This is a genomic window from Arthrobacter sp. ZBG10, assembly GCF_001238605.1.
Taxonomy (GTDB): domain Bacteria; phylum Actinomycetota; class Actinomycetes; order Actinomycetales; family Micrococcaceae; genus Arthrobacter.
On sequence record NZ_LFQH01000063.1, the window covers coordinates 1 to 24424 of the forward strand.

Here is a 24424-nt window from a genome sequence, read left to right on the forward strand (position 1 = left end):
CTCCTCGGTGCCGCAGTGGTGATCGTGGGTGACCTCAATGAGGACCGCCTGGCCCAGGCCCGCTCCTTTGGCTGCGAAACCGTCAACGTTGCCGACGGCGACCCGGCCGACCAAATCGAGCAGCTGCTCGGCGTCCGGGAAGTCGATTCCGGCATCGATGCCGTCGGCTTCGAGGCCCGCGGCCACGGCCACGGCGCCGCCGAAGCACCGGCCACCGTCCTGAACTCGCTGATGGACCTCACCGCAGCCGGCGGGTCCGTGGGCATTCCCGGCCTCTACGTCACCGGGGACCCGGGCGCCTCGGACGAGGCAGCCCGGAAGGGCTCCCTGTCGCTGTCCCTGGGCACAGGCTGGGCCAAATCGCTGTCCTTCACCACCGGCCAGTGCCCCGTGATGAAGTACAACCGCCAGCTGATGATGGCCATCCTGCACGACCGGATCCAGATCGCCAAGGCCGTCAACGCCACCTCGATCCCGCTTGAGGACGCACCGCGGGGCTACGCCGAATTCGATGCCGGCGCCGCCACCAAATACGTCCTCGATCCGAACGGCTACCTCAGCAACTAAGGCACGGACATACCACTGCTGACCGGCCGTACTGATGGGTCAGCGCAGGAAAGGGAGTGCACCCTGGGTGCCCTCCCTTTCCTGCTTTCTCCCCGGCCGCCACCGGCACCCGGACCTGCACCGTCCGGGGCCCCGGACACCCGCCGTTCACCCTCCGGTCGCCTGGCGTGGTTAGACAGGACGTATCACTCGTCCTTTCCTGGGAGAACCCATGCCGATATCCAGACGCGCACCACGCGGGCTTGCCCGCGCCGTGGTGGCCTCTGCAGCGCTCTTGTTCGCAGCATCCTGCGTCGTGGCACCGGGGGCCTCGGCCGCCGTCGTCCCCTCGCCCATCACGTACCCGGCCGCCGGCTCAGCCCTTTCGCTGACGGCCCTCGGGTCCTATGAAACCGGCCAGTTCGATGAGTCCGCGGCGGAAATCGTGGCCTACCACGCGGCCACCCAGCGGCTGTTTGTGGTCAACGCGCAGGCCGCCGTCGTGGATGTCCTGGACATCGCGGACCCGGCCGCCCCCAAAAAGCTCTTCTCGATCGGCGACGCCGGCGGCGGGGTGGCCAATTCCGTCGCCATCCGCGCGGACGGCCTGGGCGCCATAGCCCTGGAGGCACCCACCAAGACCGACGCCGGCTCCCTGCTCTTCTTCGACGCCACCGCCGACGCCCCCGTCGCCCTCGGACGGGTCACTGTGGGAGCCCTTCCGGACATGGTCACCATCGCCAAGGACGGCAGCCGCGCCGTCGTCGCCAATGAGGGCGAACCCTCGGACGACTTCACGGTGGACCCCGAAGGTTCGGTCTCCGTCGTCGACCTTCCCACCGGCCTGGCGGCACCCGCCCAGTCCGCTGTCCGCACCGCCACTTTCCACCCCTTCGAGGCCGGCGGGACGAAAACCCTGCCGGCGGACGTCCGCGTCTTCGGCCCCACCCCGCACGGCGCCGACCACCCGGTATCCCGCAACCTCGAACCCGAGTACATCGCGATCGACGGCGGCAAAGCCTACGCCGCGCTGCAGGAAGCCAACGCTGTGGCCGTGGTGGACCTGGCCACGGCAACGGTGGAGGACGTCTGGCCGCTTGGCTTCAAGGACCACGGCCTCGCGGGCCAGGGACTCGACGCCTCGGACCGCGACCCCGAAGACGCCCCGGCGTTCAACATCCGCACTTTCGAGGGCCTCAACGGCATGTACATGCCCGACGGGATCAACGCCTACACCGCCGGCGGCGCCACCTACCTGGTGACTGCCAACGAGGGCGATGCCCGCGAATGGGGCGACTACGTGGAAGGCGCCCGGGTCAAGGACCTCGGCAAGGACGGCCTGGCACCAATCTGCGCAGACAGCCCGCTGGCTGACCTGACCGCTGACGGCGACCTGGGCCGGCTCACCGTCACCACCGCCACCGGCCTGGGTGCCGCCGGTGACTGCTACGGGGAACTGTATTCGTTCGGCTCCCGCTCCTTCTCCATCTGGACCACCGACGGGCGGCAGGTTTTCGACTCCGGCGACGACTTCGAGCGGATCAGCCACGCCGCCAACCCGGAGTTCTTCAACTCAAACCACTCCGAATCGAACCTTGAAGGGCGCTCGGACGACAAGGGACCCGAACCGGAGAACCTGGCGATCGGCGAGGTGGGCGGCCGGACCTACGCGTTCGTCGGCTTCGAACGCGTAGGCGGCGTCGCCGTCTACGACATCTCCACCCCCAAGGACAGCACGTTCGTGACGTACGTGAACAACCGTGATTTCGCCGTCTCGGTCGAGGACGACGGCGTGGACACGCTTGGTGCCGCGGGCGACCTGGGTCCCGAAGGCCTGGCCTTCATCCCCGCCGGGGATTCCCCCACCGGTAAGCCGATGCTCGCCGTCGGGAACGAGGTCTCCGGGACCACCACCCTGTTCGGCATCGACGGGCTGGGGGTTGGGGAGCCGAAGGACACCACCACCATCCAGGTCCTGGGCATCAACGATTTCCACGGCCGCATCGAAGCAAACGGAGCCGAAGCAGGCACCGCCGTCCTGGGCGGTGCCGTCACGGCATTGAAGGACAAAAACCCGAACACGCTGTTCGTTTCAGCCGGCGACAACATCGGCGCGTCAACATTCACCTCCTTCTCCCAGCAGGACAACCCCACCATCGATGCGCTGGCCCAGGCCGGGCTGGACGTGTCCGCCGTCGGAAACCATGAATTCGATGCCGGCTTCGCCGACCTCACCGACCGCGTTATCCCCCGCTACGCCGCAGCCGCGGGCGACCCCGCAGCGGGCGCGGAAGCCGCCGACTTCGCGCTGGGCGCCAACGTCTACCTCAAGGGCACCGAAACGCCGGCGCTGAAGGAGTACGCGATCCGGGAGGTTGATGGTGTGCAGGTCGCCTTCATCGGAACCGTGACCGAGCAGACCGCCGCGCTGGTCTCACCGGACGGCATCGAAAGCATCGACTTCGGGAACCAGACAGCCGCCGCAAACCGCGTGGCCCGCAACCTCTCGGACGGCGACGCGGCAAACGGCGAGGCCGACGTGATTGTGCTGCTGGCCCACGACGGGTCAGCAGGCAGTGACTGCGCAGCCATCGCAGCCGAGGACACCACCTACGGCGACCTCGTCCGGGACTCCTCCCCCAACATCGATGCGATCCTGTCCGGGCACACGCACCAGTCCTACGCCTGCTCCTTCCCGGTCAAGGGCGGCGCCGGACTCGAGCGCCCGGTCCTGCAGGCACACCAGTACGGCACCACCCTGGACCAGCTGACCATCGAGGTGGATCCGACGACCAAGGACATCGTCTCCCTGGCCGGCGGACTGTTGTCCCTGACCACCACCGTCGGCGAAGGGGATGACGCCCAGATCGTCGGGGCGTTCGAACCCCTCGCCACCGTGGCGGAGACCGTGGCCAAGGCGGCAGCGCAGGCGGAGGTGGCCGGCGCCGTCGAAGTCGGTTCCATTACCGCGGACATCCTCCGCGGCGGCACCAACGGCTCGGACCGCGGCGTGGAATCATCGCTGGGCAACCTGGCAGCGGACATCCAGCTTTGGGCCACGTCCAACGAGTCATTCGCTGGCGAGGCGGCCCAGATCGCCATCATGAACCCGGGCGGGCTCCGCGCAGACCTGCTCTACGGCACCAACGGCGTGCTGACCTACAAGGACGTCGCGGCGGTGCAGCCGTTCGGCAACACGCTGGTGACGCTGGACCTGACCGGGGCCCAGCTCAAAGCCGTCCTGGAGGAGCAGTGGCAGCCGGACGGCTCGTCCCGGCCCAAGCTGCACCTGGGTATTTCCGACGGGCTGAGCTACGTCTATGACCCCGCGGCAGCGCGCGGCAGCCACGTGGTCTCCATGGAGTTCGCCGGCAAGGCCGTGGCGGACGGGGACGTCTTCCGCGTGGTGACCAACTCCTTCCTGGCCGCCGGCGGCGACAACTTCACCACCTTCGCCCAGGGCGGGCGCGTCACGGACACGGGGCAGAGCGACCTGGTTGCCACGGTCCAGTACTTCGAGGCGCACCCCGTAGTTGAACCGGCGCCGCTGGGCCGCGCCGTCCTGGCTGCTGACATTCCCGACGGCGGCAACGGGTCAGGCGACGGCGGCACCGTTGTGCCGGGCGACGGGGCAGTGGTTCCCGGCGCAGGCAATGGCGGATCCGACGGCGGCAACGCGGGCAATGGCACCAGCGACACCAAGCTGCCGGACAACCTGGCAACCACCGGCGCCACCCTGACGCTGGCCGGGGTGGGCATCATCCTGGCGCTGCTCGGCGGAGTGCTGGTGGTCATCCGCCGCCGGCGGACCGCCGTAGTGGCCGAGGACAGCTGATTCTAGGCAGTTCCTACCGGTTCCACTGACGGCGCCCGGCTACCTTAACGGAGGCCGGGCGCCGTTGCCGGCTCTGGACAACCCCTGCAGGCCGTAGCACCATCAAATGGTGAGCACCGCACCCAGCCCCTACCTGCGTGAACTTGCCCTGCTCCGCCGCGTCAAGGACAGGATCGACAGGGAGTACGCCCAGCCGTTGGATGTGGAGTCGCTGGCCCGCGGAATCCACGTCTCGGCCGGCCATCTGAGCCGCCGCTTCAAACTGGCCTTCGGCGAATCGCCCTACAGCTACCTCATGACCCGGCGCATTGAGCGGGCCATGGCGCTGCTTCGGCGCGGTGACCTCAGCGTCACAGACGTGTGCTTCGCCGTCGGCTGCTCCTCCCTGGGCACGTTCAGCACCCGGTTCAGCGAACTCGTGGGGATGCCGCCCAGCACCTACAAAGCGGAAGCAGCGGGCACGACGGCGGGGCTTCCGTCATGCGTATCCAAACAGGTCACCAGACCGGTCAGGAATCGAGAAGCGCCCGCCCCGGAGCCGCAATTAGCATGACTGGCATGGACATCACCATCAGCTCAAGTTTTCTTCCCCACACCGATCCTGACGCCTCACTGGCGTTCTACCGCGACTGCCTGGGCTTCGAGATCCGCAACGACGTCGGCTACGGCGGAATGCGCTGGATAACGGTGGGCCCCGCGGGCCAGCCCGCCGTCTCAATCGTCCTTTACCCACCGGCGGCCGGCCCCGGCATCACCGAAGTCGAGCACCGCACCATCGCCGAGATGATGGCCAAGGGCACCTATGCCACCGTCATCCTGTCCGCACCGGACGTGGATGCGGCCTTCGCCGCCGTGGAGGCGACCGGTGCCGACGTCGTCCAGGAACCCATCGACCAGCCCTACGGCATCCGTGACTGCGCCTTCCGGGACCCCGCCGGCAACACCGTCCGTATCAACCAGCACCCCTGACCTGACAGTATTGGATCCAGCGGCGCCGGGAACAAAAGCCGCAACGGCTTTGCCCCGGAAATCGACGGCCCACAGATGGAGACGCAATGAGCACGGACACCACAACCGCCGCCGGCCAGGGCCGCCGCAACGACGGGCTGCATGTCGCTGACAGCCACGACCTGATCACCGTGCAGGGCGCCCGGGAGAACAACCTCAAGGACGTCAGCGTCGAACTGCCCAAACGGCGGCTCACCGTGTTCACGGGCGTGTCCGGTTCCGGCAAAAGCTCATTGGTATTCGCCACCATCGCCGCCGAATCGCAACGGATGATCAACGAGACGTACAGCGCCTTTGTGCAGGGGTTCATGCCCAGCCTGGCCCGCCCCGAGGTGGACCGGCTGGAAGGCCTGACCACCGCGATCATCGTGGACCAGGAGCGGATGGGCGCCAACCCGCGCTCCACCGTGGGCACCGCTACGGACGCCAACGCCATGCTGCGGATCCTGTTCAGCAGGCTGGGGAAACCCTATGTTGGGCCGCCCACCGCGTTCTCCTTCAACGTGCCCACCCGCAAGGCCAGCGGCGTGATGAGCACCGAGAAGGGCGGCCGCGTCGAAAAGAACGTGGTCCGCGAGGTCACGTACCTGGGCGGCATGTGCCCCCGCTGCGAGGGCATGGGCAACGTCAGCGATATCGACCGGACGGCGCTGTACGACGACACCAAAACGCTGGCGGAGGGTGCGCTGACGGTCCCCGGCTACTCGATGGACGGCTGGTACGGCAGGCTGTTCGAAGGTGTGGGCCTGCCCATGGACAAACCGGTGGCCGGCTTCACCCCGAAACAGCTGGACACGATGCTTTACGCCGAACCCACCAAGATCAAGGTGGAGGGCGTCAACCTCACATTCGAAGGCATCATCCCCAGGATCCAGAAGTCCATGCTGTCCAAGGACGTGGAGGCCATGCAGCCGCACATCCGGCGCTTTGTGGAGCGGGCCGTCACGTTCGCGTCCTGCCCTGACTGCGGCGGCACCCGGCTGGCGCCGGAAGCCCTCAGCGCCAGGATCAACGGCAAGAACATCGCCGAGCTGTGCAGTATGCAGATCAGCGACCTGGCCCAGTGGATCCGGGAACTCAAGGAGCCGTCGGTGAAACCCCTGCTCGCCGGGCTGCAGCACCTGCTGGACTCCTTCGCCGAAATCGGCCTGGGCTACCTCTCGCTGGACCGCCCGGCCGGCACCCTCTCCGGCGGCGAGGCCCAGCGCACCAAGATGATCCGGCACCTCGGCTCGTCCCTGACCGACGTCACGTACGTGTTTGATGAGCCCACCATCGGCCTGCACCCGCACGACATCGAACGCATGAACAACCTTCTGCTGCAGCTGCGCGACAAAGGAAACACCGTCCTGGTGGTGGAGCACAAGCCGGAAACCATCGCGATTGCGGACCATGTGGTTGACCTCGGCCCGGCGGCTGGCTCCGGCGGCGGCGAAATCGTTTATGAAGGCGACGTGGCGGGGCTGCGGAAGAGCGACACCGTCACCGGCCGCCACCTGGATGACCGCACCACGCTGAAGGATTCCTTCCGCGAACGCGCCGGCGCGCTGGAAGTGCGCGGCGCCGCGAAGCACAACCTCCGCGACGTGGACGTGGACGTGCCCCTGGGGATGCTGTGCGTGGTCACCGGTGTGGCCGGGTCCGGCAAAAGCTCGCTGATCCACGGTTCGCTGGCCAACCGGGAAGGCATCATCACCATCGACCAGGGCGCCATCAAGGGCTCGCGCCGCAGCAACCCCGCCACGTACACCGGGCTGCTGGAGCCCATCCGCAAGGCCTTCGCGAAGGCCAACGGCGTGAAGCCGGCCTTGTTCAGTTCCAATTCCGAGGGCGCCTGCCCCACCTGCAATGGCGCCGGCGTGATCTTCACCGAACTCGGCGTGATGGCCACGGTGGAGTCCACGTGCGAGGACTGCGAGGGCCGCCGCTTCCAGGCCGCCGTCCTGGAGTACACGCTGGGCGGCAGCAACATCGCGGACGTACTGGCGATGTCCGTGGACCAGGCGCTGACGTACTTCGCCGACGGCGAGGCCAAGACGCCCGCCGCGCATAAGGTCCTGGAGCGCCTTGCGGACGTTGGCCTGGGGTACATCACGCTGGGCCAGCCCCTCACCACCCTGTCCGGCGGCGAGCGCCAGCGGCTCAAGCTGGCAACCCAGATGGCCGAAAAGGGCGACGTTTACATCCTCGACGAGCCCACCACCGGCCTGCACCTGGCGGATGTCCAGCAGCTGCTGGGCCTGCTGGACCGGCTGGTCAAGGCTGGCAAGTCGGTGATTGTCATTGAGCACCACCAGGCGGTCATGGCGCACGCGGACTGGATAATCGACATTGGTCCGGGAGCAGGGCACGACGGCGGCAGGGTGGTTTTCGAGGGGACCCCGGCGGAGCTGGTGGCAGCCAAGTCCACGCTGACAGGCAAGCACCTCGCCGCGTACGTTGGTGCCTAGCGCCGCCGTTCCGGCGGCGGCGCGCCGGGCGCGGACCGCCGTCGGAATCCTGTTTTTCACCAACGGCGCCCTGTTCGCCAACCTCCTGCCGCGCTACCCGGAGATCAAGGCGGACCTTGACCTGGGGAACGCCGCGTTCGGCGCTGCCGTTGCCGCGTTTCCGCTGGGTGCCCTGCTTGTTGGGCTCAGCGCCGGCCACCTCATCCGCCGTTTCCGCTCCTCCCGGGTGGCCGTCGCCGGAACCCTGCTGACCGCCGTCGGGATCCTGGCGGCCGGCACCGCGTCCAGCTGGGCGGTGCTCGCCGCGGCGTTTTTCCTGGCCGGAGCCATGGATTCGCTGACCGACGTGGCGCAGAACTCGCACGGGCTCCGGGTGCAGCGGCTGTACGGCCGGTCCATCATCAATTCGTTCCACGCTGTCTGGTCCCTCGGTGCGGTCACGGGCGGCGTGGTGGGCGCGGCGGCGGCGGAAGCCGGGGTCCCGCTCCTGCTCCATTTGGCGGTCTCGGCAGTGGTGTTCGGGGCGGCGGCGCTGGCCGCGGCCCGCTGGCTCCTGGCCGGGCCGGAGCCGGATGGCGCTGAAGGGACTGACAGCGCCGACGGTCCGGCGGCTACGGCTTCCGCTTCCGCGAAAACGGGCAATTCGCTGCAAATCCCAGGAGCCGCGGCCCGGTACGGGATCCTGCTGGCACTGGTGGCGATTGCCGCGTCCGGTGCCATCGTGGAGGATGCCGGCAGTTCGTGGCTGGCCATTTACCTGGCCGGCAGCCTGGGCGCGTCCGCGTTTATGGCGGGCCTGGGCTTCATCTCCCTGCAGGGCATGCAGTTTGTGGGCCGGCTCCTCGGTGACCGGATGGTGGACCGCTTCGGCCAGCGGGCCGTTGCCAGGGCCGGCGGTGTGCTGGTGCTGGTGGGTACCGGTGCCGCGCTGGCGTTCCCGAGCGTCCTGGGGACGGTGGCCGGTTTTGGCCTGGCCGGCTTTGGGGTGGCCACCCTCATTCCCGCCGCGATGCACGCAGCCGACGAACTTCCCGGGTTCAGGCCGGGCGCCGGGCTGACGATTGTGGGCTGGCTGCTGCGGGTGGGCTTCCTGGCCTCGCCGCCTGTGGTGGGGGCCATCGCCGATGCGTCGTCCCTGCGGGTTGGCCTCCTGTTTGTGCCCGCGGCCGGGTTGTTGGTGCTGGTGTTTGCCCGCGTCCTGGCCACCAGGGCAGCGCGGAACGAGCCGGGGAACGTTGAGGTGGCGGTGCCGGGCCGGTGAAGCCCGGTGTCCTAACTACTGCGTGACGCGCTGCAGGAACGTGACCGTGGCGGCGGAGATTTGGTCCCTGGCGGCGTCGGCACTGATGCCGGGTTCGCCGTCGCCCGGCTGCGGGCCGTAGCTGCCGAAGAAGGCGTGCACCCCACCCTGGACCGCCACAAACTCCGAGTCTGCAGGCAGCAGACCGCGGGATGCGTCGATCTTGTCCGGGGTGCTGAGCCCGTCGGCGGTGCCCGTGACGGACAGCACGGCCAGGTCCGGCTTGTCGCGCAGCGTAGCCAGAGGGTAGGAGGCGTAAAGCAGCAGGCCGCTGACGTCGGCGTTGTCCCCGGCGAAGGTGGACGCGCTGACGCCGCCGAGCGAGTGTCCGCCCACCGCCCAGGTGGTGATGTCCGGGTTGTCGGCGATGGCGGCGCGGGCCTGGTTGCCGTCCAGCAGGCTCAACCCCAGGGGCTCCTTGAGGATCACCACCAGGAACCCGGCGTCCACCGCGGGCGCCAGGATCTCCTGGTACGCCGCCGCATCCACGCGGGCTCCCGGATAGAAGACGAGCCCCGTGGTGGCGGGGGCGCCGTCAGGTGCCATGGTGATCGCCGTCGGCGTTTCGGTGACGGTCAGGTCGGACATCGGCCCGGCCTCGGCCGCGCTGCCCGGCTGGTAGGCGAACGGGTTGAGCCACGCCAAAGCGGCCACCAGCCCCAAGATGGCGATCCGACCGGCCCAGGCCCCCACGGACCGGAGCTTCCCGCGCTGCCGGGCCTCGCGCCGGCGTCGTAATTCCAGCACTCCCCAGGCAAGGCCCACGACGGCGGCGACCACCAGCAGCGCCGGCAGCAGCGGGTGCCCGCCCAGCACCGCCGGATTCCCGGCCAGCATCGCCACCGGGACCAGCACCAGCGCGGCGGCGCAGGCCAGCGACACCCAGTGCAGGACCGGGCGGCGCGTTGAGGGGGTTGTTGGCGCGTGCTGAAGAGAGCTCATGGGGAAGATCTTTCCATCATGGAGATACTTTTGCACCGCAGGCCGTCCGGTGCTGCCTGCCCTACGCTTGGGAGCATGGCTGACATGTACCGCTACGACGTCGAAATCCTGCACGTCCTGGTGTCCCCCGCACATGCCTATTTCGGCCGGGCACGGGACGGTGCCGCCGATGTTCCCACCATCGACGCCGGGCAGGCGGACGTGGTGGCGGGCAAGGGGATCGTCGGGGACCGGTTTTTTGGCAAGGCCGCCCACATGGATGCAGCGGTGACCCTGTTGGCGGTGGAGGCGCTGGAGGCAATGGCTGCGGAGCTTGGTGCGGGGCCATTCGATCCACTGCTGGCGCGCCGGAACGTGGTGCTCCGCGGCGCTGAGCTCGCGCCGCTGCTGGGCCGGGACTTTGCCGTGGAATCCGGTGGCTCCGTGGTGGAATTCCATGGCGGCCGGCCGGCGCATCCGTGCGCGTGGATGGACCGGATGCTGGCGGACGGAGCGCATGCGGCCATGCGGGGCCGGGGCGGGATCCGGTGCCGGGCCCTTTCGGACGGCACGCTGCACCGCGGGCCCGCCACGCTGGTCAGCCCGGTACCGCTGGACCCCGGCCAGGCCGGCGTCGCGCACGTTTTACGGCCCAGCCGGCTGCCCTGAGCCGCGGACCGGCCTACCAGGCCTGGTGTTCGCGGGTGAGGCCGAAGGGCACAGCGTCGCTGAGGGCCACCGTGAACGTGTCCACCCCGTGCCGGGTCACCAGGATGCCGTGCTGCTTCCCGGCGAGGGCGTGGTCCTTGGCTGCGGCGACGGCAGCCTCAAGTTCGGTGTCCATGCTCTGGCGATCGGAGATGGTCAGTGTCAGTGGGAAGTCAGCAGTCATTGGGAGAACCTTCGGTGGGGACGGTGCATACGGGTCCGCGCCGGTCCGCTCCCCCAAGCCGCCGGCGCAATCAGGCATATGTGTGCCCAGAACATAATCTACCGTCAAGTCACAGCAAGCAACTTTATTTAACTACCGGCGGGTAACCGCAGGTCACACCAGACAAAAGCGGCCGGGTGGGCGGGCCTTGACCGGCAGCGCGGCGCCGTCAATTAGACTGGACGAGGAGCGGAGGCCGCGCGCAAAACGGCTCCACTGCTCCCGAGACCCGCCCTGCGGCATGACAAACGCCTCTTCTGCGCTGCAGCCGGCGGTGCCACGACGACAAGGATTCCGCCATTTCCACCGACGCCTTCTTCGGCAATCTGACCCGGATCCGTAACGTCGTCATCCCGTCCCGTGCGCGGGCCTGGCTGAACACCCCGCGCGGCCTGCTGGCCGGATTCATTGTGGTGCACCTGGTGTTCCTGATCTTCGCCGGTATCGTTTCCCTGAACGGCGAGGCGTTCAGCGACACAGGCATCTACCGCGCGTGGGCGCTGGCCGGCTTCAACGACGCCAACCTGAGCGGCGGGCCCAGCCCTTGGGTCTACCCCATCCTGGCCCTGATCCCCATGGCCATCGCGGGCGTTGCCGGTCCCGCGCCGTTCTTCTTCCTGTGGGTCCTGATGACCACCCTCCTGAACGCCTGGGCCCTGCTCAAGCTCACCAACCGCGGCCGCGACAGCCAGGCCATCCCCGCCGCCTGGTGGTGGCTGGTCTTTACGTTCCTGATGGGCTGGCTTGGCTTCGCCCGCGTGGACGGCCTCACCGCACCGCTGGTCCTGGTGGCCCTTTCCTATGGGGTGGTCCGGCCGTTCATCGCCTCGATCCTGCTGGCCATCGGCACCTGGGCCAAGGTATGGCCGGCAGCGGTCATGCTGGCGTTGTTTGCCGTGGTCAAGAACCGGATCCTGGTGGTCCTTGCAGGCATTACGACGACGGCGGGCGTCGTTGCGCTGGCCGCTGCCCTTGGCAGTGTCCCCAAGCTGCTTAACTTCCTCACCCAGCAGGGTGACCGCGGCATGCAGCTCGAAGCCACGTTCACCACCCCGTGGCTCTGGCTGTCCGTGCTTAACGTGGGCGATTCGCGGATGTACATGAACACGGACATCAACTCCATGCAGGTGGACGGGCCGGGCACGGCGGTGATGTCCGTGCTGATGCAGCCCCTGCTCATTCTGGCGGCGCTGCTGGTGGCGGGGCTGACGTTCTGGGCCCTGCACAACGGCAAGGTCAGCGGCGGGGTGGACCGCACCGAGCTGCTCCTGGCCGGTGCCCTGACCCTGGCCACGGCGTTTGTGGTGTTCAACAAGGTGGGCTCCCCCCAGTTCATGGTGTGGCTGGCCCCCGCTGTTGCCGTGGGTCTGGCCCACAGCTGGCGTGAATGGCGCGTCCCGGCCGCCATGCTGATCGTCATCGCGGTGGCCACATACTTCATCTACCCCCTCTTCTACGACGCGCTCAGCCACAACAACCCCTGGATGGCGCTGGTGCTGACCATCCGCAACGTCCTGCTGGTGGTCCTGTTCCTGTGGAGCGTCCGCCGCCTGTACCTCCTGGGCCGCAAGACGCCGGCCGCCGCTCCCGCACTCAAGGAGAGCTGACATTCCTACCCGCTTCTTCGACCACCTGGTCAGCGTCCGCACCCGGCTCCTCCCGGCGAACGTGGTGGGCTGGTTCGCCACCCCTGCCAGCGTGTGGTGGGGATTCGCCGTCGTGCACCTCTACTTCCTGGGCTGGATGGCATCCTTCTTCCTTGGCGGTGGCACGTTCAGCGACACTGAGCAGTACCGCCAGTGGGCCATGGACGGCTACAACCCGGCGGACCTGGAGGGCAAAATCAGCCCCTGGGTCTATCCGGTCCTGGCGCAGATTCCGATCTTCCTCGCCAACATCGCCGGCCCCGGCCTGTACCTGCTGGTCTGGACCCTGATCATTACGGCGCTGAACGCTGCGGGCCTGTGGTTCCTGACCCGCGGCCGGCGGTCGGAATCCGGGATTGCGCCGGCCTGGTGGTGGCTATTCTTCACCGTTTTCATGGGCTACCTCAGCTTTGCCCGGGTGGAGGGCATCACAGCCCCGATTGTGCTGGTGGCGTTGCTGTACGCGGCCGAACGCCCCGTGGTGGCCGGGCTCCTGCTGAGCATCGCCACGTGGATCAAAGTGTGGCCGGCCGCCGTGCTGGTGCCGTTTGTGATCGCCAGCCGGCAGCGGATCCAGGTGCTCCTGTCCGGTGTGGCAGTGACGGCCGTCGTGGCCGTGGGGACCTGGCTTTCCGGCGGCCTGCCGCACATCCTGGACTTCCTCACCAACCAGGGCGAGCGCGGCATGCAGCTTGAGGCGACGTTCTCCACACCCTGGGTCTGGCTGAGCGTCTTCAACATCGCAGGATCAAGGATGGCGGACAATACGGCCATCAACTCCACGGAGGTGTACGGCCCCGGGGCCAGCGTCGCTGCGTTCCTGATGCAGCCGCTGCTGATCCTGGCGGCCGTGGCCGCCGCCGTCCTGCTGGTCCGGGCCCTGAACCGCGGCGCCGAGCGGGAGGAGCTGGTCCTCGAAGGTGCCCTGATGATGGTCACCGCGTTCATCGTGTTCAACAAGGTGGGCTCGCCGCAGTTCATCATCTGGCTGGCACCGGTGATTGTGGCCGGCCTGGCGCACGACTGGGACCGCTGGAAGGTCCCCGCGGCGCTGCTGATGGGCATCGCGATGACCACGTTTGTCATTTATCCACTGTTTTACACGCCGCTGATCCATGCCCACCCGGTCATGGCTGCCGTCCTCACCACCCGGAACGTACTGCTGGTGGTGCTCCTCTGGTGGTCCGTGCAGCGGACCGCTGAGCTGGGCCGCAGGCCTGCCACAGTCCCGGCCGGAGCCTGAACGCTAAGGCGTGCCGGTGCGCTGCAGCCTGGTCCGTTTGGCCAGCAGCCACTGCCACGCGCGTTTGGCCAGGTCCAGCGGCCTGCCATCGATCAGCAGCGTCCTGGTGTGGACATCAAGGAACAACAGGTAGAACGTGAAGGCCAGCGCCGTCACAAACGCCAGTGACGAGGCATCGATGGGCAGCTCCACAAATGACCAGACGGACAGCTGGTCCTGCGCGCCGAACACCACAAAGAAGGTCACCCCCACGTAGAGGGACCTGATCTGCCAGTCGTCCCGGATCCCCGTGACGGCCAGCAGCGGCACGAACCAGAGGATGTACCAGGGCTGGATGATGGGTGAAAGCATCACGACGGCGGCAAACGCCAGGGCCATCCGGCGCACCGCCCGGGAGTAGTCGCCGCGGAACATCAGCAGCAGGACCAGGCCGATGGCAGCCCACTTCATTCCGGTCCGGAGCAGGTCGGCGAAGGTCCCGCCGGGCAGTCCCAGGACGTTGCCCAGGAACTCCACCTGCTGGCCCAGGAAGCCCGACGGCGAATAGCCGGTGTAGCCGGGCGTTGAGTCCAGGATGGCCCAGGTCCAGCCCATGCCCAGGTTGTAGGGGATCCCGCTGAGGGCCAGCACACCGAAGCTGATGCCTGCCGTGGCTCCCCAGATCAGGAATTTCCGCAGCCAGGTGGCGCCGGGCCCGGCCCACATCACGCCGATGAACGGCAGCAGCAGGATGGTGACGGGCTTGATGCCGATGGATGCGGTGACCAGCAATATGCCCAGGATGTAGCGGCGCGTGGCCGCGAAGTAGACCCCGGCCACGGCCAGGCCAACCATCAGGGCATCGTTGTGGGCGCTGGCAATGAAACTGATGAGGAACAACGGGTTGGCCACGGAGATCCACAGGGCGCGGGCGCCGTTGATGCCGTGCAGCTCCGCCAGTTTGGGCACGTAGATCACGCACAGGACCACCCCGACGCCGGCCAGCAACCGGAACAGCAGGACCGAGATGTCAGGCTGGGCTCCGGTCAGTCCCACCACGCCGCGGGCAAGCCAGAGGAAGTAGGGCCCGTAGGGAGTGCGGTTTTCGGCCCAGGCCGGGTCCGCGCCGAGCGCGAACCAGTTGTTGAGGGTGGAAATGCCCACCTCGTAGGGGTCCTGGCCTTCCATAACCAGCCGCCCCTGCCCCGTGTAGGCATAGACATCCCGGGAAAACACGGGCACGCAGAAAAGCAGCGGCAAGGACCACGCCGAAATGGCGATCACCACTGACCGCAGGGACCGGGTACCCCAGTCCCCCAGCCGCTGCCCCAGCCGCAGCCAGGAGCGGATCAGCAGCATGGCCCCCACCGTGAGCAGCACGGTGGATACGGTGACGCCCCAGCCTTCGGTGCGGAGGGCGATGACCACGGGTTGGCGGATCATGGGCGAGCCGTTGGCGATCCAGCCGGTGCCGATGGAGCCTACGAACATCATCAGGGCGCCGACGAACCCTTCAAGGGTGGCAACGTAGGCGCGGCGCTTTACGGGTGCGGAGGCGGCGGCAGGTGCGCCCGCCGTGCTCTCCGAAGTCCCGAGGTGTGACCCGCCTGCCGTCATATTGTGTTGGTCCCCTACTTCGTTACGGCGCTGGGTGGACGCGCATTACGGCCCTCCGCAACCCGGCCATTTTACCAGCAGGCTCCCTGCCGCGGCCCGGGGGGGCCGCTGTGGAAAGGCACAATTCGGCAACACGTGCAGCGATGCCGGCCGGGCCAGCGCGGCGGCCCCACGCCGGTTCAGGCCCCGGAGCGGAGCCGTTCGATCAGTTCGTCGGCCTGGGCGAGGTTCCGCACCATCTTTTCCCGCTCGTGGATGGCCTTCCCCAGGTAGCCGGCCAGCTTTTCCGCGGCGGCACCGCCGGTGGCCGCTTCCCCGCCGGCGGTGCCGCCGTCGGGCTTCAGGAGGGCCAGCATGTCCGCCATCTCCTCCAGCGAAAAGCCCAGCGGCTTCATCTGGCGGATCACCATCAGCCGGCCGAAGTCATCCTCGGTGTAGACCCGGAAGCCGCCATCGGTGCGGGCTGCGGCCGGCAGCAGGCCCACCTCGTCGTAGTGGCGGATGGTGCGCAGGGACAGGCCCGTCCGTTCGGCCAGCTCGCCGATGTGCATGGTGTCCATCTTCTGCTCCTTACATTCGGCCTAAACCCTACCATTACGTTAGGGTAGGGTTTAGCTTCCGGCCGTACAGGCCACCCCGGCGCACAACCGCCCCTTCCCGGCATCGCCGGTGACCGGCCGCCGCCCGCCAGCCCATCCCGATTCCGAACGGAGCCAGTAATGGCCGCGCCAACCACCACGCAGGCAACGGTCCCGCCGCATCAGCTGCAATCAGTCCGCGCCACGCTGCGCTTGCCCCGCCGGCTGAAGACGGAGGCCCTGGCCGGGCTGGTGGTGGCCCTGGCGCTGATCCCGGAGGCCATCGCGTTTTCGGTGATCGCCGGCGTTGATCCGCGCATTGGCCTGTTCGCGTCCTTCACCATGGCGGTGACCATTTCGTTTGTGGGCGGCCGCCCGGCAATGATTTCCGCTGCCACCGGGGCGGTGGCGCTGGTGATCGCACCGCTGATGCGCAGCCACGGGCTCGATTACCTGATTGCCGCAGTGATCCTGGCCGGCGTTTTCCAGATCCTGCTGGCCGTCGCCGGGGTCACCAAACTCATGCGCTTCATCCCCCGCTCGGTGATGGTGGGGTTTGTTAATGCGCTGGCCATCCTGGTGTTCATGGCACAGCTGCCGGAGCTTTTCGGGGTGCCGTGGATGGTTTACCCGCTGGTGGCGGCTGGCCTGCTGATCGTGGTGGGCCTGCCCCGGATCACCACGGCGGTCCCCTCGCCATTGGCGGCCATCGTGGTACTCACCCTCTTCGCCGTAGTGGCCGGCGTCGATGTCCCCACGGTGCAGGACAAGGGGCAGCTGCCGGAGAGCCTGCCGTCCCTGTTTGTTCCCAACGTGCCCCTGACCGGGGAAACGTTCCAGATCATCGCCCCCTTCGCGTTGTCCATGGCACTGGTGGGGCTGCTGGAATCCCTGATGACCGCCAAGCTGGTGGATGACATCACGGACACCCGGTCCAACAAGACCCGGGAGTCCTGGGGCCAGGGTGTGGCCAACATCGTCACCGGCTTCTTCGGCGGGATGGGCGGCTGCGCCGTCATTGGGCAGACCATGATCAACGTGAAGGGCTCCGGGGCCAGGAGCCGGGTCTCCACCTTCCTGGCCGGCGTCTTCCTGCTGGTCCTGGTGGTGGTCCTGGGCGACGTGGTGGGGCTGATCCCGATGGCTGCGCTGGTGGCCGTGATGGTCTTCATTTCCGCCATCACCTTCGACTGGCACTCCATTGCGCCGCGGACCCTGCGCCGGATGCCGAAGTCGGAGACCGCCGTGATGGTCATCACCGTGGCCGTAGTGGTGGCCACCCACAACCTCGCCATCGGCGTGGGCGCAGGGGTCCTCGCCGCCATGGCCATGTTTGCCCGGCGGGTGGCGCACTTTGTGACTGTCGACCGGACGGTCCTGGAACTCAACGGCGAAAATGTGGCCACCTACACGGTGGACGGAGAGCTGTTCTTCGCCTCCTCCAACGACCTCTACACACAGTTCGACTACGCCCTGGACGCATCGCCGGACATCGCCCGCGTGGTGGTGGACCTGCACGCCTCCCACCTGTGGGACGCCTCCACCATCGCCGTCCTTGATGCCGTCACCGAGAAATACAGGCGGCACGGCCGCGAGGTGGAACTGATCGGGCTGAACTCCGCCAGCGTCACCATGCGGGAGCGGCTGGCCGGGAAGCTCAACTGAGTTTCGGCCATGCCGGTCCGTTGCGGTTGAATGGCCGTATGCTTCCGGACTGGTCCCTCCGCCCCAGCCGTCCCGCCGATGCCGACTGGATCGCCGGGCTCCGCGCCGTGGTGCTCCGCCCCGACCTTGAGCGGCTGGGCCGGTTCGATCCCGTGCGGGTGCGGCAAAGGTTCCTGGCCGGCTTTGTGCCCGGCCACACCTTCGTGATCGAGGCGGACGGAACCGGCGTGGGTGCCATCGCCGTCCGCCCCGAACCCGACGGGCTGTGGGTTGAGCATTTTTACCTTGCCCCCGACCAGCAGGGCAAGGGCCTGGGCGGCGCGGTCCTGGCCGCCGTGATGGAATCACACGCCGATGGCCGGCCGTTCCGGCTCAACGTCCTGCAGGGCAGCCCGGCCCGGCGGCTCTACGAGCGCCACGGTTTTGAACTTGAGCGCGAGGACGCCGTGGATGTGTTCCTCGTGGCGCACCCGCCGAAGAATACGCTTTATTGATTCCGGTCCACGTGCCTTCATCCAATTCGCGCACGCCCCCCTCCCCCTGAAAATCGAGGAATCATGCCCGGACCACGAGTCCTGATCGCCGGAGCAAGCATTGCCGGACCCGCGCTGGCGTTTTGGCTGCACCGGTATGGCTTCGAGCCCACAGTTGTGGAGCGCGCCCCGGAACTGCGGCGGGGCGGGCAAAACGTCGACGTCCGCGGGGCCGGCCGGGAAGTCTCGCGGCGCATGGGCCTCGAGGACAGCATCCGGGCCGCAACCACCGGGGAAGTGGGCACGCGGTTCCTGGGCCCCGGGGGGCAAACAGTGGCGGAGTTCCCGGCCGGAACCTCAGATTCAGGGGGCGCCACGGCGGAACTGGAAATCCTGCGCGGCGACCTGGCGGAAATCCTCGTCGACTGCACCCAACCCAACACTGACTACCGCTTCCGCGACAGCATCACCGGCATCCGGGACGACGGTGATGGCGTCACGGTCAGCTTCGAAAACTCCCCCGACGAACGATTCGACCTGGTGGTCGCGGCTGACGGCATCGGCTCCGGCACCCGGCAGCTGGCGTTCGGGGACGAAGCCGAAATCCGCCCCCTGGGCCTGGAGATCACCTACGCCACCATCCCGCGGACAGCCGCCGACGACGACTGGTGGCGCTGGTACAACGCCCCCGGCGGGCGGTCCGTCACCTTACGGCCTGACAGCCAAGGCACCATCCGCGCCACCCTGAACCGCATTACCGACAAGGGCCGCCGGGAAGCCGGCTCCCGCACCCTGGAGCAGCAGCGAGCCAGGCTGCGTGCGCAGTTCGGCGACGCCGGCTGGGAAACGGGGCGTATCCTTGCCGCGCTTGACGACGCCGATGACCTGTATTTTGAATCAGTCGGCCAGGTGCTCGCCCCACGGTGGTCGAACGGACGGGTGGCCTTGCTGGGTGATGCGGCGTACTGCGCCTCACCGGTCAGCGGAATGGGGACAAGCCTGGCGATCACCGGGGCCTACGTCCTCGCGGGCGAACTTGCAGCACACCGCCACCACCTGGACGCGTTCGCCGGGTACGAACGGATCATGCGCCCGTACGTGAATCAGGCGCAGCAGTTGCCGCCGGGCACGCCACGCGCCGCCAACCCAAAAAGCCGGCTGGGCATTGCCGTGTTTGGCCTGGCCCTGAAGATTGCCGCGACTCCGTTCGCAGGCAGGGTGGGCAGCCGGCTCTTTACGCCTCCTGCGGACAAGATCGAGCTGCCGGACTACAGCCACTTGGAAGTCTGACCGCGGCCCTGCCAGCCCGCCCTGCCGCAGCAGCGCCCGGCCGTAAACGAGCACGCCCGCACCACACCACCAGCCCCGAGCGAACTCCCGGACGGCGGTTCCAGGAGAGGGTGGCGGCTCCGATCCCGGCTGCGCAGACAGCGTCTTGATCAAGCGTTTAATCAGCCCGGCTTCAGGGCCCAAAAGAAATTTGCTAAAACGCTTGATCAAACGTGGGCCCGGCGCTAGCCTTTGAGTGATCAAACGCTTTAGCAGAATGGACGTCAGCGCCGATGAATCATCCAGTCTTTTTCCAGCCCGCCGATGGATGGGTGGGAGACCTTATCCCGTTCGAGAAGGACGGCGAATTCTGGCTCTTTTACCTTCACGAGGTCCGCACCGATCCCAAGCCCGGGACGGCCTGGCACCTGGTCACCACCAAGGACCTTACGCAGTTCCAGGACCACGGCGTATCGCTCCCCCATGGCAGCAGCACGGACCTGGACTTCAATGCCTACACCGGCAGCATCGTGCTGGACGATGCGGGAGTCCACCACGTCTTTTACACCGGGCAGAACCCGGACAACCTGGGACCGGACGGCCTGCCGCTGCAGCTGGCCATGCACGCCACCAGCACTGACGGAATGCAGACCTGGGTCAAGCACCCGGAGCTGACGTTCGGGGCACCTGCCGGCTATGAACCCGGCGACTGGCGCGATCCCTTTATATTCCGCGACGGCAGCCAGGGTCGGTGGCGGATGCTGCTGGCAGCACGGCACGGGTCCGGCCCCGGGCGCCGCCGCGGCGTCATCGCCCAGTGCGTCTCCGACGACCTGCTCACGTGGCGGCACACCGAACCGTTCTGGGACCCGCGCCGCTACATCACCCACGAATGCCCCGACGTGTTTGCCTGGGGCGGCTGGTGGTACATGGTTTACTCCGAATTCTCCGAAAGCTTCACCACCCGGTACCGGATGGCCACCAGCCCCGACGGTCCGTGGACCGTGCCGGAGCAGGACAGCATCGACGGCCGCGCGTTCTACGCCTCAAAATCGGCGGCCCGGGACGGCCGGCGATTCCTTTTCGGCTGGATCGCCAGCAAGGAAGGAAACCACGACGCCGGACCCTGGCAGTGGGCGGGCACCATGGCCGTCCTGGAGATGCGCCAGAACGTCGACGGGACGCTGGGATTCGGCCTCGCCGACGAGGTGGTGGAAAGCTTCTGGGACGAGGTCCCCGTAACTTTCGACCGCGCGCTGCCAGCCCGGCTCGACGTACCGGACGGCTACGAGGCGCTCGTTTCGGACCAGGACCTGCCCGCCCAGTTCTACGCGAAGGCGGTCCTGGACATCGCTGCGGGCACCACCGAATGCGGCCTCCTGCTGCGGGCCGGCGCGGACGGCGACCACTCCTACGTCCTGCGCCTGGAACCGAAGCGTGGCCGGCTGGTCTTTGACCGGTGGCCGCGGACCCGCACCGGCGACGCCCAATGGCAGGTCTCGGGCGACGTGCCCTTCGCGCTGGAACTGGAGCGACCCTGCAGGCTCAGTGCCGGACTCCACACCCTGGAGGTGGTTGTTGATGGCGACCTCTGCGTGGCCACCGTGGACGGCCAGGTGGCCCTGAGCACCAGGATCTACGACCTGCCCACAGGACGGATCGGCGTGTTTGCCGGCGAAGGTTCCGTCACCGTCACCGACTTTGAAGTGCGCCGGCGCACCAACAACTGAAGACCCGCATCCCAACCCATCCTCCGTTCCAATCAAGGGAGATTGCCGCAATGAAGAAACTGTTCCGCGCTGCCGCCGTCGCAGCCGCCACCGCCCTGGCCCTGACTGCCTGCGGGGGTGGCGGCAGTTCCGCCGACCCCGCCAACGTAGCGCCCACCGGTGAGATCAAACCGCGCGAAATATCGTGGCTGCTGTCCCGGCCCGCCGATGGCGCCGTCATCAACATCATGAAGAAGCTCGCCGATGACTACGCCAAGGACCACCCGGGGTTCGAGCTGAACCTCATCACCACCCCGGACCGGCCGTCCTACATCCAGAAACTGGAAACCCTGGCCGCAGCCAACAAACTCCCGGAATTGTTCGACACCGACGCCACCCCCTTCGCCCAGCAGCTGGCCAGGCAGGGCAAGATGGTCGACGCCGAAAAGCTGCTGAAGTCATTGGACCTCTACGACAGCTACCGCTCCGGCGCCCTGGACTACCAGCGGTTCGACGACGGCTCCCTCTTTATGATTCCGTTCCAGTTCGAGCTCGAATTTATCTGGTACAACAAGGCACTGCTGCAAAAGGCGGGCGTCTCCGTGCCCACCTCGCTGGACGATATTCCGGCCATGTGCACCGCGTTGCGCAGCGCGGGGATCACCCCGATCGCCATTGACGGCCAGGACCAGTGGCCGCTGGAGCGCTATGTGGCGTACCAGCCGTTCCGGGAAGCCGGACCGGACTTCGTCCAGCAGCTGAAGAAGGGCGACGCCGCCTTTGCGGATGCAGCCGGACAGAAAACCGTCAACTGGATGGCAGACCTGGGCAAGGCGGACTGCTTCCAGGAGGGCTTCTCCGCCCAGGGCTACTCCGACGCGCAGAACCTGTTCACCAACGGTGAGGCGGCGATGTACAACATCGGAACCTGGGAGCTGCCCAGCCTCGCCACGGACAAGCTGAACCCGGCAGTCCGCGACGACATCGACTTCTTCACCCTGCCCACCACCAGCGGATCGGCGACGGCGGCCAACGAGTTCGTCTCCCCCTCCGGCATCGGCATGGCCGTGAACACCAAGACCTACGATCCGCTGGTAAGCGACTTCCTGAAATTCGCACTGCAGAAGTACCCCGCCGAATACGCCGCCACCGGCGCACTGTCGCCCACCACCGACGTCGAAACCGCCGTTCCCGCCAACGCCACCCCGCTGTACAAAAAAGCGCTGGAGCAGGCCAACAACCTCGGCGCCAAGCAGGCCATGCCGTGGGACACCCAGCTGGACCCCACCACCAACGGCAGGCTGCAGCAGGAACTCGTCCTCCTGGTCCAGGGCGACATCACCCCCGCCCAGTTCACCGAAACCATGGACAAGGCAATCGGGCAGAACGCCCCCAAGTTCTTCAAGTAACCACAGCGGCGGGGGATCATTTGGTCCCCCGTCCGAAAGGCGCGCCATGCTTCCCAACAGGTCACGGACCTCGGTCCTCGTCTTCCTGCTCCCGCCCCTGCTGCTCTACTGCGCAGCCGTCCTTTTTCCCATCCTCCAGTCCCTGTTCCTGAGCTTCTTCTCCTGGAACGGCATCAGCGACATGGAATTCGTTGGCCTGGACAACTACGTCCGGATGTTCGTCGCCGACGATATCTTCTGGCGCGCTTTCCTCAACGCCCTGGTCTACCTGGCCATCTGCCTGGTCCTGCAGCTGGGCGGGGCCCTGGTGGTGGCCAGCCTGCTCACGTCCCTGCGACGGGGCCGGGAGCTCATCAAAACGCTCTACCTGCTTCCCGCCGTGATCTCCACCGTCGCCATCGCCTTCCTGTTTGTCCGGATCTACTCGATCGACCCCGTGGGGCTGCTGAACCAGCTGCTGCACTGGATCGGGCTCGGCAGCCTGGAGCGGCCCTGGCTCTCGGACGTCAACACCGTCCTGGCCGCCGTCTCCGCACCGGAGGGTTGGCGCTTCACCGGGCTGTACATGCTCATCATCTACGCCGCGCTGATCGCCGTCCCCAAGGAACTCGAGGAAGCGGCCGTCCTGGACGGCGCCTCGAAGTGGACCCTGTTCACCAAAATCCGGTTCCCGTACATCCGGCCCGTCTGGATCACCACCACCATCATGGCAACCACGTACGGGCTCCGCGGCTTCGACATCCCTTACCTGATGACCAACGGCGGGCCCGGCCAATCCTCCGAGCTGTTGACCACCTACATGTACAAAACGGCGTTCACCAGCACCGACTTCGGCTATGCCAGCACCATCTCCGTCTTCATCGTGATCGAGTGCCTCGTCGCCGTCGGCCTCATCCTTTTCCTGCTCAAGCGGAAGGCAGACTAATGATCGCCCAGACCAGCCCGGCCGCCCCACCCACCATCCGGCCGCCCAGCCCCGTCGCCGTGCGCCGGCGCCGCAAACCGAGCCTTTCCCGCACCCTGTCCCGCGTGCTGATCATGCTCATCGTCATCGTCCAGGTGTACCCCCTCGCCTGGCTGTTCCTGACCAGCCTGCGCACCGAACAGGACTTGGCCTCCGGGGATCCGTTCGCCTTGCCAAGCTCGCTGACCTGGGAGAACTACGCCAGGGCATTCGAGACAGGGGACCTGGGCAGGAACATCCTGAACAGCTTCATTGTCACCATGGGCGCCAACATCCTGATTGTCCTGTTCGGCATGATGGCCGCCTACGCCCTCCAGGTCCTCGGTTTTCGGCACAGCAGGATCATCCGGGGCCTCTTTATGGTCGGAATCATCGTCCCGGTCCAGATTGCCCTGGTGCCGCTGTTCATCGACTACTCCGCCGTGAACCTGCTGGACACCTACCAGTCCATGATCATCCCGCTCGCCGGGTTCTCCCTGCCCATGTCCATCTACCTCTTCTCCTCATTCTTCGAATACATCCCCCGCGAAACCTATGAGGCCGCGTCCCTGGACGGCGCCGGCCCGTACCGGATCTTCGGGCTCATCACGCTGCCGCTGTCCGTAAACACTGTGGTCACCGTGGTGCTGGTCAACAGCATCTTCATCTGGAACGACTTCATCTTCGCCAACACCTTTGTCCTGTCCGAGGACCTCAAGACCATTCCGCTGGGGCTGCAGAACTACATCGGGGCCATGGGCAAAGTCGACTGGACTGCCACCTTTGCCGCCGTCTGCGTCACCATCACCCCCCTGCTGCTGGTGTTCCTGGTCCTGAACAAGGCCATGATCCAGGGCCTGGAGAGCGGGGCGAACAAGGGATGAGTCCCACAACTGACGGAT

At 67.2% G+C, this 24424-nt stretch carries 19 protein-coding genes and 1 pseudogene; 16 read left to right on the plus strand and 4 right to left on the minus strand.

The window, feature by feature from the left end; translation table 11 throughout:
- From ACU18_RS15135 to ACU18_RS15160, 6 genes and pseudogenes are all read left to right on the plus strand, one after another.
- Positions 1-567 (plus strand): annotated as a pseudogene (locus tag ACU18_RS15135) (formaldehyde dehydrogenase, glutathione-independent); the annotation flags it as partial.
- 211 nt (positions 568-778) lie between these two features.
- The gene (locus ACU18_RS19395) at positions 779-4381 is read left to right on the plus strand and encodes a choice-of-anchor I family protein (RefSeq protein WP_082178361.1); all 3603 of its coding nucleotides are present in this window, start codon (positions 779-781) and stop codon (positions 4379-4381) included.
- Positions 4382-4487: 106 nt separating this feature from the next.
- On the plus strand, positions 4488-4934 hold the full coding sequence (locus tag ACU18_RS15145) for a helix-turn-helix transcriptional regulator (RefSeq protein ID WP_050686846.1): 447 nt from the start codon (positions 4488-4490) through the stop codon (positions 4932-4934).
- A complete protein-coding gene (locus tag ACU18_RS15150; protein WP_050686848.1) occupies positions 4931-5350 on the plus strand; it encodes a VOC family protein in 420 nt (139 codons plus the stop codon). Before ACU18_RS15145 ends, ACU18_RS15150 begins: the two co-directional genes overlap by 4 nt.
- 86 nt (positions 5351-5436) lie before the next feature.
- Positions 5437-7839, plus strand: coding sequence for an ATP-binding cassette domain-containing protein (locus tag ACU18_RS15155; protein ID WP_050686850.1), 2403 nt, complete (start codon positions 5437-5439; stop codon positions 7837-7839).
- The gene (locus ACU18_RS15160; RefSeq protein WP_231686102.1) at positions 7832-9100 is read left to right on the plus strand and encodes an MFS transporter; all 1269 of its coding nucleotides are present in this window, start codon (positions 7832-7834) and stop codon (positions 9098-9100) included. Before ACU18_RS15155 ends, ACU18_RS15160 begins: the two co-directional genes overlap by 8 nt.
- A gap of 15 nt (positions 9101-9115) precedes the next feature.
- Here ACU18_RS15160 and ACU18_RS15165 read toward each other — a convergent pair whose 3' ends face one another.
- Positions 9116-10081 (minus strand): alpha/beta hydrolase, encoded by a 966-nt coding sequence (locus ACU18_RS15165; protein ID WP_050686854.1) that lies wholly within the window; start codon positions 10079-10081, stop codon positions 9116-9118.
- 75 nt (positions 10082-10156) lie between these two features.
- Here ACU18_RS15165 and ACU18_RS15170 point away from each other — a divergent pair, with 75 nt between their 5' ends.
- On the plus strand, positions 10157-10729 hold the full coding sequence (locus ACU18_RS15170) for an MOSC domain-containing protein (RefSeq protein ID WP_050686856.1): 573 nt from the start codon (positions 10157-10159) through the stop codon (positions 10727-10729).
- A gap of 13 nt (positions 10730-10742) precedes the next feature.
- Here the strand turns inward: ACU18_RS15170 and ACU18_RS15175 are convergent, their stop codons facing one another.
- Positions 10743-10952 (minus strand): hypothetical protein, encoded by a 210-nt coding sequence (locus tag ACU18_RS15175; RefSeq protein WP_050686857.1) that lies wholly within the window; start codon positions 10950-10952, stop codon positions 10743-10745.
- 365 nt (positions 10953-11317) lie between these two features.
- Here ACU18_RS15175 and ACU18_RS15180 point away from each other — a divergent pair, with 365 nt between their 5' ends.
- Both ACU18_RS15180 and ACU18_RS15185 read left to right on the plus strand, forming a co-directional pair.
- Positions 11318-12598, plus strand: a complete 1281-nt coding sequence (locus tag ACU18_RS15180) for a glycosyltransferase family 87 protein (protein WP_442853716.1) — start codon at positions 11318-11320, stop codon at positions 12596-12598.
- Between the two features lie 61 nt (positions 12599-12659).
- Entirely contained in the window at positions 12660-13880 is a 1221-nt protein-coding gene (locus tag ACU18_RS15185) for a glycosyltransferase 87 family protein (RefSeq protein ID WP_197273597.1), read from the plus strand.
- A 3-nt stretch (positions 13881-13883) separates the two neighbouring features.
- Here the strand turns inward: ACU18_RS15185 and mptB are convergent, their stop codons facing one another.
- Together mptB and ACU18_RS15195 are read right to left on the minus strand one after the other, a co-directional pair.
- Positions 13884-15476: a polyprenol phosphomannose-dependent alpha 1,6 mannosyltransferase MptB gene (mptB, locus tag ACU18_RS15190; RefSeq protein WP_050686862.1), complete on the minus strand. Its 1593-nt coding sequence runs from the start codon at positions 15474-15476 to the stop codon at positions 13884-13886.
- A gap of 179 nt (positions 15477-15655) precedes the next feature.
- Positions 15656-16036 carry a MerR family transcriptional regulator gene (locus ACU18_RS15195; protein WP_050686864.1) on the minus strand — a complete coding sequence of 127 codons (381 nt, stop codon included), beginning with the start codon at positions 16034-16036 and terminating at the stop codon, positions 15656-15658.
- A 159-nt stretch (positions 16037-16195) separates the two neighbouring features.
- On the opposite strand from ACU18_RS15195, the gene ACU18_RS15200 reads away from it, so the two are divergent.
- The 7 genes from ACU18_RS15200 (at position 16196) to ACU18_RS15230 (ending at position 24406) form a co-directional block, all read left to right on the plus strand.
- Positions 16196-17719 (plus strand): SulP family inorganic anion transporter, encoded by a 1524-nt coding sequence (locus ACU18_RS15200; protein WP_050686866.1) that lies wholly within the window; start codon positions 16196-16198, stop codon positions 17717-17719.
- Between the two features lie 38 nt (positions 17720-17757).
- Positions 17758-18213 (plus strand): GNAT family N-acetyltransferase, encoded by a 456-nt coding sequence (locus ACU18_RS15205; RefSeq protein ID WP_050686868.1) that lies wholly within the window; start codon positions 17758-17760, stop codon positions 18211-18213.
- A gap of 63 nt (positions 18214-18276) precedes the next feature.
- On the plus strand, positions 18277-19482 hold the full coding sequence (locus ACU18_RS15210; protein ID WP_050686870.1) for an FAD-dependent monooxygenase: 1206 nt from the start codon (positions 18277-18279) through the stop codon (positions 19480-19482).
- A 272-nt stretch (positions 19483-19754) separates the two neighbouring features.
- A complete protein-coding gene (locus ACU18_RS15215; RefSeq protein WP_050686872.1) occupies positions 19755-21191 on the plus strand; it encodes a GH32 C-terminal domain-containing protein in 1437 nt (478 codons plus the stop codon).
- Between the two features lie 50 nt (positions 21192-21241).
- Entirely contained in the window at positions 21242-22579 is a 1338-nt protein-coding gene (locus ACU18_RS15220; RefSeq protein WP_050686874.1) for an ABC transporter substrate-binding protein, read from the plus strand.
- A 46-nt stretch (positions 22580-22625) separates the two neighbouring features.
- A complete protein-coding gene (locus ACU18_RS15225) occupies positions 22626-23504 on the plus strand; it encodes a carbohydrate ABC transporter permease (RefSeq protein ID WP_050686875.1) in 879 nt (292 codons plus the stop codon).
- On the plus strand, positions 23504-24406 hold the full coding sequence (locus tag ACU18_RS15230; protein WP_050686877.1) for a carbohydrate ABC transporter permease: 903 nt from the start codon (positions 23504-23506) through the stop codon (positions 24404-24406). Before ACU18_RS15225 ends, ACU18_RS15230 begins: the two co-directional genes overlap by 1 nt.
- Positions 24407-24424: the final 18 nt, after the last annotated feature.